At 55.8% G+C, this 14,197-nt stretch carries 11 protein-coding genes; 3 read left to right on the forward strand and 8 right to left on the reverse strand.

All coding sequences use genetic code 11. From position 1 onward, the window contains the following. A partial coding sequence (locus WMO36_RS07680) for a hypothetical protein (protein WP_349077231.1) occupies positions 1-193 on the forward strand: 193 nt, incomplete at its 5' end. Positions 194-311: 118 nt separating this feature from the next. On the opposite strand, the gene WMO36_RS07685 is transcribed toward WMO36_RS07680, so the two are convergent. Then, positions 312-2,768: a DUF6541 family protein gene (locus WMO36_RS07685; protein ID WP_349077232.1), complete on the reverse strand. Its 2,457-nt coding sequence runs from the start codon at positions 2,766-2,768 to the stop codon at positions 312-314. A gap of 251 nt (positions 2,769-3,019) precedes the next feature. Between WMO36_RS07685 and WMO36_RS07690 the strand changes: the two genes are divergently transcribed. Both WMO36_RS07690 and WMO36_RS07695 read left to right on the forward strand, forming a co-directional pair. Further along, entirely contained in the window at positions 3,020-4,345 is a 1,326-nt protein-coding gene (locus tag WMO36_RS07690; RefSeq protein ID WP_349077233.1) for an ABC transporter permease, read from the forward strand. Beyond that, on the forward strand, positions 4,342-5,511 hold the full coding sequence (locus tag WMO36_RS07695) for an ATP-binding cassette domain-containing protein (RefSeq protein WP_349077234.1): 1,170 nt from the start codon (positions 4,342-4,344) through the stop codon (positions 5,509-5,511). Before WMO36_RS07690 ends, WMO36_RS07695 begins: the two co-directional genes overlap by 4 nt. Positions 5,512-5,629: 118 nt before the next feature. Here the strand turns inward: WMO36_RS07695 and WMO36_RS07700 are convergent, their stop codons facing one another. The 7 genes from WMO36_RS07700 to WMO36_RS07730 form a co-directional block, all read right to left on the reverse strand. Continuing rightward, positions 5,630-6,421 carry an HD domain-containing protein gene (locus tag WMO36_RS07700; RefSeq protein ID WP_099571522.1) on the reverse strand — a complete coding sequence of 264 codons (792 nt, stop codon included), beginning with the start codon at positions 6,419-6,421 and terminating at the stop codon, positions 5,630-5,632. Positions 6,422-6,557: 136 nt separating this feature from the next. Further along, positions 6,558-7,442: a class II glutamine amidotransferase gene (locus WMO36_RS07705; protein ID WP_144165190.1), complete on the reverse strand. Its 885-nt coding sequence runs from the start codon at positions 7,440-7,442 to the stop codon at positions 6,558-6,560. 201 nt (positions 7,443-7,643) lie between these two features. After that, positions 7,644-9,821 (reverse strand): KUP/HAK/KT family potassium transporter, encoded by a 2,178-nt coding sequence (locus WMO36_RS07710; protein ID WP_144171101.1) that lies wholly within the window; start codon positions 9,819-9,821, stop codon positions 7,644-7,646. Positions 9,822-10,043: 222 nt separating this feature from the next. Beyond that, entirely contained in the window at positions 10,044-11,000 is a 957-nt protein-coding gene (locus tag WMO36_RS07715) for a TatD family hydrolase (protein ID WP_039199411.1), read from the reverse strand. Positions 11,001-11,100: 100 nt separating this feature from the next. Beyond that, complete coding sequence (locus WMO36_RS07720; protein WP_154034945.1) at positions 11,101-12,066, reverse strand: family 43 glycosylhydrolase; 966 nt, start codon at positions 12,064-12,066, stop codon at positions 11,101-11,103. Positions 12,067-12,201: 135 nt separating this feature from the next. Continuing rightward, entirely contained in the window at positions 12,202-13,035 is an 834-nt protein-coding gene (locus tag WMO36_RS07725) for a carbohydrate ABC transporter permease (RefSeq protein WP_302147315.1), read from the reverse strand. Between the two features lie 59 nt (positions 13,036-13,094). Continuing rightward, complete coding sequence (locus tag WMO36_RS07730; protein ID WP_302147300.1) at positions 13,095-14,042, reverse strand: carbohydrate ABC transporter permease; 948 nt, start codon at positions 14,040-14,042, stop codon at positions 13,095-13,097. Positions 14,043-14,197 lie beyond the last annotated feature (155 nt).

Raw genomic sequence — 14,197 nt, forward strand, 5'->3', positions numbered from 1 at the left:
GAAAAGCGGGCAAGGAACACCATCGCGCGGCAAAAGACCGTCGGAAAAACCTCAAAACACCCCACCGCAAGCCAACACCCGGGCGTGTCGGCACTACGACACCACATCTGCAACCAACTCTGCAACCAGCCATCCACACATCAGCCGAGATGGAAAAGAGAAGAAGCAAGCAGAGGAAGAAAGGAAGCAATAAAAAGAACCGCACCCAGATCGTTAATCTGAACAAATTCAGATCTCAACTGATCGAAAGTGCGGTCTCACATATGCGCGCGCAGGCGACGGCAGAACAAGGCAGCGCAGCCAAAAATCGATTAATCGGCGCATCCGAAACGGTAGAGAGCCCAGCCCTGGCCATACTGCGAATAATCGGCAACCTTCACCAACGTGCCGTCATCCACATACGCATCAATCAATTCCTCATTATGGAAGGAATCGTATTGGGCGCGATACGGGAACGACTGCAAGCTTTGCGCTTGGTCGCCCATCGTAAGAAAGTACTTCGGAGCGTCGGTCAGCGGACATACCGTGCCAAGCACCTGCTGCACATCGCCGGAAGCAAACGCGGTCTCCACTTTGCCGAACGGAGCGGATGACACATCGGTGCGCGCATTGATGATCGGATACAGCATGTTCGCGTTGAACAGCGTCTCCGCATACATCGAACCGTTCAGCGGATCGGAAATGATGGTGGCCTGAGTGCCAGTACGTTCCGTGACCTTGCGCAGCACAATGATCTTCTGCTCGGTGAGCTGCTCGTTGGGGTCGCTTTGATCCAGGCTGGAATGCGCGATGATCGCGTCACGAACTGCAGTGCGAGACGGACATACGATCTGCGCGGAAACCGCAAGTATCGCAATTGCGAGGAATGCGGCGATTGGGCCGATCCAATTAGAAGCGAAAGAAACACTCTTCACGGAAGAAACAGCAGACACAGGAGAAAGAGAAGGAACGGAAGAAGAAGAAACACTATTCTTCGCGGAGAAGGAAGATGCAGAAAGAGCGAAAGAAGCGGATGCGGCGCAAGCGGAAACGCATTCGGAAAACGCGTTGACGCCAATGACAAGCAACGGCAACGCAACCAGCGGAAGCATGGTCACAATACGGTTTTCATCGCGATACCAAGGAGCGCTGATGATATTCGGCAGCGCGCCAACCAACGTGACCGTGCACACATAAACCAGCGTGACCAGCAGAAATGCAGCCATTAACGCGATCACGTCACGCAGGCGATCGTTGCGGAGAGGTCGAGATGGTTCGGACGATTCGAATAAGGAGACGTCAGCAGCATCGGAACACGAAACAGCCGGCAGACCGGAAGTGGGAACCGGGGAAACAGCAGGAGCGGAAACCGCAGTATCGGAAGCCAAAGCATCAGCATCAGCGGAAAAAGCGGGAGCCACAGTGGAAACAGCAACCGAAAGCGAATCCGAAAAGCGCACAACAGTGCGGCGGGAGGCGCAAACAAAAGCGGCAACGGTTCCCGCAATCAGCAATAATGCGAACAGAATCGCAGGAAAACCGTCAAGACCATCCGCGAAACAGAACGAAATCGACTCCCACAAATTCTTGGACGGCTGATGACTGTGGAACCAGGAAGCGGGATTCGCCCAACGATCCGATTTGAACGACGTGAGCATCAGAGCCACAAACGCCACCGCGCCGACACACATGGCGATAAACGCGCCAAGAATCAGCTTCCACGGCAAACGCAACACAATGAAAGGCACCAAAATCAGAGCGTACGTGAATGCAATACGCGGGTGCGCAACCAAGCAAACCACGCCTGCGACAGCAGTGATCGCAAGCCATTTTGCTATATGCTCGCGTGCGGCGATCTCATCGAACAAGCGCAACGTGGCAGCGATAAGGAACGGCAGCAGCGAAGTGGCGAAACCGAATGCGATCAGCGGGCCGGCATTCAGCAGTCCGTACGGGTGGCACACCGAGCTGACGGCAAGCACCGGCACGAACAGTCCAAGCAGATTCTGCAGAACGAAAGTAACGTCGAGAGTGGCGTTATATTGCCGATTTACAGCTGACGATGCATGCTGGTTTGAAACATTCGACGATTCAGATACGGACGACGATTCAGATACGGACGACGATTCAGACGTAGGCGATGCTTGCGAAATACGTGAAATTCGATTGGAAATTCGATTGCCACGATTCCAACGTTGTAGAAAATACCTGCACAATACCAACATTCCGGAAGGAAAAATCACGCCCGAAGCGATGATCCACGTGATATTGAATGCCGCGTAAATCGAACATTGCACGCCGAACAGTGCCGCGATTTTGATCACGAAATAAGCGCAAATGTGGAATAACGGCGGATAAAACGAATTATGAGGCCACAAATGCAATGCCGCCCCCAAACCTTCGTCAAGCAGGCGGCGAATGAAATAGTAATGCGCGGGGGCATCGCTGCTGGCAATCGGCGTATTCCACACCGTGGAGGGGAACCACGCGATCACCAAGCATAACGCGGACGCGATGCCGATAATCGACGTAAGCCACGGCAATAACGCGCGGAGCGACGCCGGATGCAGCATCGCGTGGCACCGCTGCAGGCCATGTTTCCGCCCGGACGGACCGCCCTTGGCCGAATCATTCCTGGCTGGACCATTCGTAGCCGAACCATCCTTGGACGAGCCATTCTGCCGAGCCTGAGTCTGCACATAAGCCTGCACATGAGTTCGCGCACGAGCCTGAGCCGAGCCACAATCGCCCGACACGGAACCGGTATTCGTAATCTGTTCGGAAGTCATCGATTCCATCGTAGCGAGTGCCGCAACCATGCTCAACGCTTATTCTCTGGAATCACTTTTCAGGAATCATTCAGACTTCATGCAGGGGTATAACAGTGTTGCGCAAGAAAACAATCACGTTGGAAGCCCAAGATGATTTCACGGGACGCACCATGCGCTACGGGCCTGCCTTGCTGCGGAGCGCGCGTCCCGGCTAACGCTGACGTCGGCATGCGCCGGCGCGCAATAACAGAGAACTGGAGAAGTACCGCATGTTCGTTCTCAAGAACGCATGGGCGGCGCTCGGCCGCGTCAAATGGCGCACCGCGCTGATCGCCCTACTCGCACTACTGGTGTCTTTCTCGGCTGCCGTGGATCTGGCAGTCATACGAGCAAACGACACCGCCAATAATGAAACATACCAGTCGCAGAAAGCCACTGCGGTAATTCGGCCGACCGCGCAAACCAAAGCCAAGCGCGACGGCGCCGATTCCAGCTATACCGACAAATACTTGACGTGGGAAAAGTACGGCACGTACGCAACGGCCGCACAGAACAGCAGCGTGACCTTCAATTACACGTTGGCAACGTCAGTGCCGGTGCGCGAAAGCAAGTCGTTGCAGGCGATCGCCGCGAAAAACGATACCAGCGAAGACAAGACCGGCGGCAACCTGACCCTGCAAGCGTTCTACACGTTGGACGCCACGAAAATCAACGATTACGGCTACTACAAAGTGGTCAAGGGCAAGCATCTGAGCTATAAGACGCAGAGCGACGGCGTACTCATTTCGCAGGCGCTAGCCGATAAGAACAATCTCAAGGTAGGCGACAAGGTGACGGTCGGCAATCCGTCGAAGGCTTCCGAAACGTACACATTCACCGTGCGCGGCATTTACGAATATGACAGCGACGTGCCTGAGGGCAATGGTTCCGACGCAAAATACGCGAAGGACAATCGTGAAAACGTGATCTACACGACGTATCTCAACTTCGCCAAGAACGGGCTTGACACGACGGAGGCCACAGGATGGGGCGTTCCGAATCTCAATATCGTGTTCTCGCTGGCGAATCCTTCCACGTACAACAAGTTCGTGCGCGCGGTGAAGAAGGCCAAGTTGGACACGAAGACATACGAGATCACCTCGCCGTCGCTTACCGCCTATAAGAAGTCGATTGAGCCGCTTGATTCCGCCGCTTCGGCCGCGCGCATCGTGCTGTTGGCCGTGACGCTCGTCGGCGGAATCGCGTTGCTGGCATTGATTGTGTGGGCGGCAGTCGGCGGTCGGCGCGACGAGATCGGCATGGCGATGATCACCGGCGTGACCAAGGGCCGTTTGGGATGGCAGTTCATGCTGGAAACGTTCATGATGACGGTTCCGGGTTTGATCATCGGTTTGGTTGCCGGCGCGCTATTGGCGAAGCCGATCGGCACCGCGTGGGCCGGCGGGCAGACTGTGGCGATCACGTCCGCTTCAGTGTGGAATGTGATCTGGTGCGGCTTGGGCGCATGCCTGGCGCTTGGCATCGTGGCGTTCGTGCGCGTGGCCTGCTTCAACTTGAACCAACTGTTTGAGGAACGCTCGGAGGTGACGGCATGAGCGACAATATGAACGATAAGAACGAAAACATCGACGAGACCGTGGTTGACGAGACCGCTGAAGCCGAGGCAAGCGAGACCGTCGATGATACTGCGATCGGCGATATTGCAGATGACGCATCTTCCGCAGATTCCATTGAATCCATCGATTTTACGGTGATGTACGACGACGACAATGCAGATATCGAAATTGCGGCGAATGACGATGCTGCGACTTCCGACGATGCAAACGACGGCGACACTGCAGCGGCTGCAGGCAACAATACTGCAGATGCCGACGAAACCGCCGACGCTGCAAATGACGTTGCGGATACCGAGGATGACGATTCGGACGTGGTGGCGGATAACGCGAATCAAGTGAAGGAAACGCTCGCTTTGCGCTCTTCCGACGAACCGACCGTACTGGAATCGCATGAAACGGTGAAAGCCGATTCCGTGACCAGCGTTTCGTCACAGCTTGACAACGAAATCAAGCGCAATCGCAAAAAGGATGCGTTCTTCTTCAAAACGAATCCGACATTCGCGCTCGATCATGTGACCGTGACCAATCGCAAGACCGGCCGCAATATTCTTGACGACCTGTCGTTGTCGTTCCAAGCAGGCTCCACGCATGCAGTGCTTGTGGACGCGGAGGATTGCGAACAGCATCAGGCATTGCTGGCCACCATGGTCGGCATGGTGCGCACGGACCGCGGCAATGTGATGCACAAAAGCGCCAACCTGAGCGACACCGAACCGGTCGAAGTGCTGGGACACCGCATCGGATTCATTCCGCAACATTTCGCTTTCCGCCCCGATCTCGACGCGGAAAGCAATGTGCTCTACGCCATGGATGCATCGAACCGCAACTTCCTCAAACCGAAGCCTGTGATCGCCCGCGAACTGCTCAAGCGCGTAGGCTTCGACGAGGTGACGTCCGGCCTGGCAGTCGGCGAAGTAAGCGAACTGAACCAGCGTCGCGTGGCCATCGCTCGTGCGCTAAGCTGCGAGGCTGAGGTGATTATCGCCGACGAGCCGACCGCTGGATTGAATGCCGACGATGCGGCCGTGGTGTTGGATCTGTTGAAGAAGTTCAAGCGCGATGCCGATCGCAAGCGCGCCATCATCGTGGTGACCACCAATCCGGAGGTCGCCGATGCGATGGAGCACAGCGTGGAACTTGACTAGCCGCCTAGTGCAACGGGCGCGCGAACATAGACTCTTTCGCGCGCCCATAGGTAAGCCCTTTGGAATTCTGGTTTTAGCCAAATCCCAAAGGGCTTACGTGTTCTGAAAGCGGTCTGCCCTACTCCGCGATACGCATGTGGTACTGCTCGGCGAGTGGCGTGACGTCAAGCACACCGTATCGTTCGAGCAGCCGCAACCATTCGCGCCTGTTGCTTTCGCCGAAACGGGCCGCTTTGCGCGCATAGGCTTCGGCCGTCAGGAACTTCGGCGGAATCGACTTGCTGTTGTACTTGTCGGCCACCATCACCACTTCCTGCTCAAGATTCATGGGCACATAGTCGGCCGGAGGCAGCGGCAATCCTTGCGATTCCACCGCTTCTTTGGTGAGTCCCACACCGGTGTGGTTGCGCGCGAACTGCGCGATGGACTCGTCAACACCCTCATTCAACAAATATTCGTAGCCTTTAAGCCCATGCCGCACGTAATTCGGACCGTCGAATTTCAGCGGCCCACCGTCGGAACCATCTTGTTTGAGCAAAAAATACGTGCCGATATCATGCAGCAGACCACCGATCACCACCAGATGCTCGTCGATCAGCCTTGGCGGAACGGTTCCGCCCGTAAGCCCGTCCGATGATGGAATGGAAGGAATGCGAAGCATGCCGAACGATTCGTCTCCATTGCCATCTTGCGTAAGCCTAAGGCCGAAATCGCCCACTTTTTCGGGGGCATCGTCCGGTAGCGTGCAGCGACGGGTGAAAAGTGCGTTCTGCCTGCGTGCCATGCGACGTGCGATGTCGGCAACGACTACGCAATGTCCGTGAATCAAATCGTATGCGGCTTGCGATTGCGCGATTTTTCGATGCAGTTCGTCAACTTGGGCGAGTGTAGGAATATATCCGGTTGTCATACCGCCTATCTTAGGCGCTGTATGACGATTGCCGCATGCTGAATCCGGTCGAAAAAATGTCCGGAAATCCCAGATGAAAATTACAGTCGAAAATTACGGTCGAAAATTCCCAAGTACGGATTCCAGCTTACGAATTTCAGATAGAACGCACGCGAAATGCGCCGGTACGGTTAGAAGCGACGATCATCCGATCGTTTTCCAAACGAGTCCAGCCATCTTCGGCACGCTGATCGAAACCGGAGCTGGCCACAACCACGCCCTTCAGCTGGCCTGCAGCCTGATCCGCTTCGGATTCACCAAGCGCACGATAGCGCATCACACGATAGTCATGCGCCTGGTCGCCACGTCCGTACTGGTCGTAGATTTCCACAATGCGCTTGGACGTGACCTCACGACCGGCCGCGCACAGAGCGATGAACTGGTCTTGGCTCTGAATCATGCAGTTGTAGCTGGATTTCGGATAGCTTTTGCGCAGTTCGCGCACAGCCTGCGCGACCGCCTCGTCGAGCGCGAAACCAAAACCGATGTACTGCAGAATCACTGCGAAGAAAATGGCGGAATCGGAACGGCCGCCGGTGGACTGCACGATATTCGGATCGACTGGGAACGCACGGTTGGTGATGATGTTGCGACCCTGATCGTCGGAAATATCGCCATTGTGGATGAAGCTCAATCCGTTGGCGTAGAACGGCTGCTGGTTTTCGAGAATCAGCGGCAGGTTCGAGCTGGCCAAACGTAGGTGCCACAGGCCTCCACGGGCCGGAGCGTTGGCGAGCTCGTCGAAAATCGGATCATGGCGGGCCGCGACCGTGTTCTTGTAGATGGTGGTGCCGGTTTCCGGAGTGGGAGCGCCACCGTCACGCAAGTACGGCGACTCGCTCGGCACGGTGACCAGCGCGGAGCCCCAGCCATCGTTGTGGATTTCGCTCAGATCACGGAAATCGCGTACGGTCTGCATGCCGAGCACACCATTGAGACTGGTGTTGCTTCCGGCTGCCGCGAATCCAAGTAATCTGCACATGGTTGATTACTCTACAGGGCTTGTGCTGCAACGCGCGCATATGGCTATCGACATTGCTTATAGCGTGCAAAAAACCGCGGGATTCCAACGATTCTTCGCGATAAGACCGTGCAAAACCTACAAAATGTCCCTACGAAAACGGGCTGCGCGACGATGGCAGATGCGATCACCATCATCGCGCAGCCCGTTTCACGGCTTGTTTCACACACGCTTTAGCCGCGGAGGACGCTGAGTCGCGAGGAACAGCGGCTGTATCTCAATCAGCGGATTGTAAGGCGCAAGGCCGAACCATTTGACCGGAGATCCCGCAAGACGACGGATCGCATACTTGATTTCCAAAGAAATCGCGCCACGCTGCGATACCTTCGACTCAGGCATAAGCGCCTTGTGAATCAGCACATATCGAATCGGACCGATATTCGGATCAGCATCAAGCTTCGGATAACGGCTTTCCTGCTTCGGCAGATCTCCCGACTTCGACAAATCGTTCATGATCTGGTGAATGTAAGCCGGAATCGACTGAGAAACCTTGAAACCAAGCCGAATGCGAACACGGAACATGTAATCCGTGCCGAAATTCTCAACCGAATACTCGCGAGTGAACGGCTCATCAGCGGTCTCGACAGAAACCGCCCACCAAGCGCGGGCACGTTTTGGATGGTCGGCGAAAATCGAGAAGAAGATATCAGTATCGATACGCTTCATCTCCGGATCCGACGTGAGGTAAACGATATTGTCGGCAAAATACGGAATCGTATCGTCATCATGCAGCCGCTCCAGCACCGGCAGGCACTCGGCGGGCTGCATATGACGACGCTGCGCACGTTCCAGCTTCGTGCCTTCGTTCCACGTATACATGACCAGCAGAATCGCGAAGGTAAGCAGCATTGTGAACCAGCCACCATGCAGGAACTTCGCCATGGAAGCGAAGAAGAACATGAACTGAATCGCAAGGAACAGCACGGTGAATACGACCGCTCCGATACGACGCCCTGAATGCCAGATGTAGACGGCAAGCAGAATGGTGGTGGTGATCATGGTGATGGTCAACGCCAGGCCATACGCCGCGGAAATATGCTCGGAATCACGGAATAGCGCCAAAACCAACAGCGTGGAAACGCAAAGCACCACATTGACCACAGGAATGTACAGCTGACCGCGGGTACGGGCCGGATAACGGACCTGAAGATGCGGCATCCAGTTCAGATGGGTGGCTTCAGACACCATCGTGAACGCGCCGGTGATCAATGCCTGCGAGGCGATAACGCCTGCGAGCACGGAAAGCACGACGGCCACGTAACGCACGCTGGGCGTCATCATTTCGAAGAACGGGTTCAAACCGTGCGTGCGGGCATAAGCCGAATCATCCCAATGATTGAGCATCCATGCGCCTTGGCCGAAATAACAGAGCACAAGCGCGATTTTGATGAACGGCCACGTGAAATAGATGTTGCCACGGCCAACGTGACCCATGTCGGAATAAAGCGCTTCGGCACCGGTGGTTGACAGGAACACCGTACCCATGATGGCAAGACCAGCGGCATTATGGCTGCTGAACAGGAATCTGACACCGTACAAGGGGTTGAGCGCTGCGAACACGCCCCAATACTGGCTGAGGTTCGCCAAGCCGACAACCGCTAGGAACGAGAACCAGACAAGCACGACCGAACCGAACACCTTGCCGATACGCTCGGTGCCACGCGACTGCGCAGAGAACAGTATCAGAATGATGGCCGCGGTGATCATCAGGGTCAGCTGCTTGTTTTCGGTAAAAAGTTTTTCAAAAGCCGGTAGTGTTTCCAAGCCTTCCACTGCCGAGCTGATGGACACGGCTGGGGTGAGCACGGAATCGGCGAGGAACGCGGCACCGCCGAGCATGGCGGGAATCGCAAGCCATGCACCGTACTTGCGAATCAACGAGTACAGCGCGAAAATGCCGCCTTCGCCCTTGTTGTCGATGCGCATGGCAATCAGCACGTATTTGACAGTGGTGATGAGTGTGATTGACCAGAACACCAACGAAAGCACGCCGAGCACGGCCTCGTGGTCAGCGTGCGCGAGTCCGCCCTGCCCGTTGAGGAACGTCTGCATGGTGTACAGCGGCGAGGTGCCGATATCGCCATATACCACGCCCAACGCCACGATCGCCATGGCAGGCGTGATTTTGTTTGGCCCGGATTGCAGACGGCTCCACCAGCGGCCGATGGGACCTTTGCTGGCCACCTGGTCAAGCTTGGCGGCCTCCTGCTGCTTCTCCTCGTGCTGCTTGATCAGCTCCTGTCGCTCTTCCTTGGTCAGCACCTTGTGCGAAACCTTCGGCGCCTGCGTGTATGTGGCTGCGTGAAACAGCGGCTCATCCTCGTTAGGCTCGTTAGCCATAACGCTACCTCCAAGTGGCGGGCCTTCCAACCCACTCCCCAAAATAAACGCAAAAAGGCACGTTAGGAGCCGTACGAAGTCTTGTCAAATCTTCACATTGTTTCTTGCGATTCTTGATCTCGAAAGAAGTAGACTTCCTGTGGGTTTTTCCCTTTTGTTTTTCTCTTATTCTCTCTCATTTTCGGACAAATCGTTTCCGCTTTGCCGATTTTCGGAATTTGTTCAGATTCCGTACACTTCGCGCGTAGTCTTTCGTGTTGCCTGCGCGACTTCCGTCAGCGGTTTATCGAGATAATTCGCCAACGACTGCAGGGTGTAGGGGATCATGTACGGCGCGTTGGTGCGGCCACGATACGGCATCGGACTTAGGTAGGGGGCATCGGTTTCGACCATGACATGACTGAGCCCGACAATGCGTGCCGACTCGCGGATACCATCGTTGCCCTTATAGCTGGATGTGCCCGAAAGACTGAGATACCAACCGTTTTCGCGCGCTATCTCACCCATTTCGGCATCACCGGAATAGCTGTGGAACACGGTCCGTTCGGGAGCGCCGTCCGCCAGCAACGTTTCGATGACTTCCTTATGCGAGTCACGGTCATGGATCTGCATAGGCAGATTGAGTTCCTTGGCGAGCGCGATGTGCGCGCGGAAAGCTTCCCGCTGGAGTTCTTTGGCGGCTTCGCCGGTGCGGAAGAGATCCATGCCGGTTTCGCCTATGGCCACAACCTGATTGGGGTAAGTGATGGCAAGACGGTGTACTTCGGCCATGGCGTCTTCGAAGTTGGTGTCGTGCCAGGGTTTGTATTTGAGCGGAAGGCCGTCTGGTCCGGGCACTCCGCGATGACCGTGGAGCACGGATTCGTTGGGATGTATGGCGATGGCCGCGTGCACGGTTTGGGGGTGTTCACGTGCCATGTCGATGGCGGTCATGAGGTTCGGTAGTTCGCATCCGCAGTCGATGACGCCTTCGACGCCGACTTGTTGTGCTTGGTTCAGCAGTTCGTCGACGCTGTATACGGGGACTTCCGGTTGGCCTTTTTCTTGGGCTTCATGGCTCATGGCCCGCGAGAACGGCACGACGGACGCCACATGCGTGTGGTTGTCGATAACGTGCGCGTTCTCGGGAAGTGGTTGCGGTGCTGGCGCCCAGCTGCGGTCACGATGGTGTTTGCTCATGCCTCCAGCCTACGCTCGATGGCAGTCTTGCTTCGGAAGCCGCGTTATTCATCGATGGCAGTGGGATTAACCAACGCATTTTTGTGCGTTCCACAACGTTTCAGCGCAGTGGGCGGTAGTACGAGCCGACTTCAGGCCGTACTTGCTCCAGCGTTCCGTCGACATTATGCACAAGTGGGGCGAATACGGTTTCGCGATGGCATCCGTCGCCGCCCGCCCAACGTCCGCTCGGATCGTATGCGAACCGATGGTACGCGACGATCCACTCATCCGTCCCCGGAATATTGACGATATTGTGATGTCCGGTTGCGTATAGCGCACGATCAACCGCCGGCATGATAAGCGGCTTCGGTTCACTCCACGTGCCTTGCAACGATTGCGCCATGGCATATTTCACACAGTAGCCTTCGTCTCGCGCATCGTTCTCCGACCAGGAGGCGTAGTAGATGCCGTTGCGTTCGTGCAGCCAGATCGCTTCACGGAAGTCGCCGGGAATCCAACTTATGGCACGGGTTTCATCAAAGCTGAGGCAGTCTTCGGCAAGCGGGGCAATCCAAGCACGGCCATTGCCCCACAGCAGATAACGGGTGCCGTCCGTATCGATGAAGGTGCCGGGATCGATGGTATGGCAATCGAACGTACCTTTATGCACAATCGGCTCCGGCTCCGGAATAAATGGACCGTAGGGGCTCGCACCTACTGCCGCGCCGATTTGCGATCCGGCCACGAAGTAGAACACGTACCGTCCATCCGCACGCTGGATGACGGAAGGAGCCCAAGCGCCATCTTCGCCATTCCACCAAGGCACATCACGCAGGTCAAGCGCCGGATACCGTTCCCAGGTGACGAGATCGTCGGAAACATACACACTGAATGCGGTAGTCCCCCATTCATCGACGCCATCGTCCGTGCAATACAAAAAATATCTACCATCATAGATGGCGAGATTGGGATCAGCGCAATACCGATGCAACGGATTGGTGTCGATCCATGCGTTGTTGACGCGATGCGGCAGCGATCTGAAGTCACGATCACGCAACGCAGGCGGTTGAATCACAGTAGTCATGGAAGTCGTCTTTCTTTACGAATATCTACATCACTGTAGTTTTCCGAATGAAAAAGGACAGGCGGGAAGGGAAGGAAGCGATGGGAGGCATCATCCCACCTGTCAAATCTTATTATGTTGCCGCTTGAAATGCGATCATCCCTTGACCGAACCGGCGACCAGGCCGGAAACGATCCACTTCTGGCAGAAGATGAAGAAGATGAACACAGGCAGCAACGCCAGCACGGTGATGGTCATGAAGCTCGGCCAATCAGTGGAGAACTGACCGACCGCGTTGTACACCTGCAGAACAATGGTGCGCAGTTCGGACGAGCTGATGAACACGTTGGCGTTCATGAAGTCGTTCCATGTGCCCATGGTTTGGAAAACCACCACGGTGGTGAGGATCGGGCGAATCAACGGCATCACGATGCTCCAGAAGATGCGCAGCGGACCGGCTCCGTCGATACGAGCCGCTTCGATCAATTCGAACGGCAGCGAGCGCATGTAGCCGACGATCAGAAAATAGCAGAAAATAGCGCCGCCGAGGTAGATGACCACTAGGCCTGCGAGGGTGTTGACCAGGTGGCTTTGCGCTTCCATGCGGTACAGCGGAATGAGGGTGGACTGTGCGGGCACCACAAAGGCGACCATCAGCACGGCTCCGACCGCTGCGGTGAAGCGCGATTTGCGTAGTATCATGCCATAGGCTGCAAGCGCGCCGACGATGACCTGAATGGCCACGCCGAAGAAGGTGACGATAAACGTGTTCCACAGGGAACGCAGGATCGGCACGGTTTTGAAGGCGTGAACGTAGTTGTCGAACGTCCATTCCTTGGGCAGCCCCAATGGGTTGGAGTTCATGTCGGGAATGGTTTTGAATGTGTTGATGACGATGTACCACAGTGGCACCGCGCATATGAGTGCGACGGCGATCATGACGACGCTGGTGATGGCCAATCCGATACGCTTGCGCGCGGTGAAATTCATGCCTTTGCCGTTGACGGTTGGCGTAGCGGCGGGCTGTGGATTACTGGTTGCGCTGCTCATCACTGGAACCTCCGGGAAATCAGGTTGGAAATGCCCATTTGCAGGAATACGACGATGCCTGTGGCAATGAAGAAGAGAACTGCGAGAGCGGAGCCGACGCCATATTGGGATTGGCCGATGCCCTGCTGGATGATGGATTGGGTGACGGTGTAGGTGGAGTAGCCTGGACCGCCTTTGGTCATGGTGTATGGCAGGTCGTACACTTTCAAGCCGCCGCTCATGAGCAGAAATGTGGAAGTGACGATGCCTGGCATGAGTTGCGGCAAGGTGATGTGGGCGAATTTCTGCCATGCGTTGGCACCATCCACAGTGGCCTGTTCGTACAGGTCTGCAGGAATGGCCTGCAGAAAGGCCAAATAGAGGGTTGCATGCCAGCCGATTTGCGCCCAGATGGCGATGAAGATCACGCAGAATTTAGCAAGTCCGTTGTTGCTAAGCCACGGAATGGGTCCAAGGCCGAAGACGGAAAGCACAGAGTTGACCACGCCGGTCTTCATGGGAGAGAAGATGTACTTCCAGACCATGCCCATGATGGCGAGGGACGGCACGGAAAAGAAGAAAAACACAGAACGCACGAAATTGCACCCTACGAACTTCTGATTGAGCGCTACCGCTAGCGGAATGGCGATCACAGTGACGCCAATCATCACCGTGATGGCATATAGGAGGGTGAAACCGAGGCCTTGCAGGGTGGAAGGATCGCTGAAGACCTTCTGGTAGTTGCTGAGGCCTACGAAGTGCATATCCATGCTGTAGCCGTTGAAATCGGTGAGCGAGTAGTAGGCAGTTTGCACGAGTGGCACTAAGAACAGCACCACGAAGATGGCGAGGATGGGCAGCAGAAACCAGAATGAGGTGACGTCTTCGAGACGCCCCTGTTGCCGGCGGCGCTTGCTGTAGGCCGCCTCATCAAGCGGCGGAAGCGCCGCGGTAGTTACGTAGGTCATGATTGCCTCTTGATTCGATGTACATTCGATGCAATGCGATCGGTTTCGATTGACGATTTGAAATTGAGATTGAAATTGGGAGTGTGATTGGTGACGTGCGGACGGCTGCGATCAACAGGCGTCTTGTTTTCGAGAAGGCAGCCGTCCGCAATGAT

It is taken from the genome of Bifidobacterium hominis (genome assembly GCF_040095915.1).
Lineage (GTDB): Bacteria > Actinomycetota > Actinomycetes > Actinomycetales > Bifidobacteriaceae > Bifidobacterium > Bifidobacterium hominis.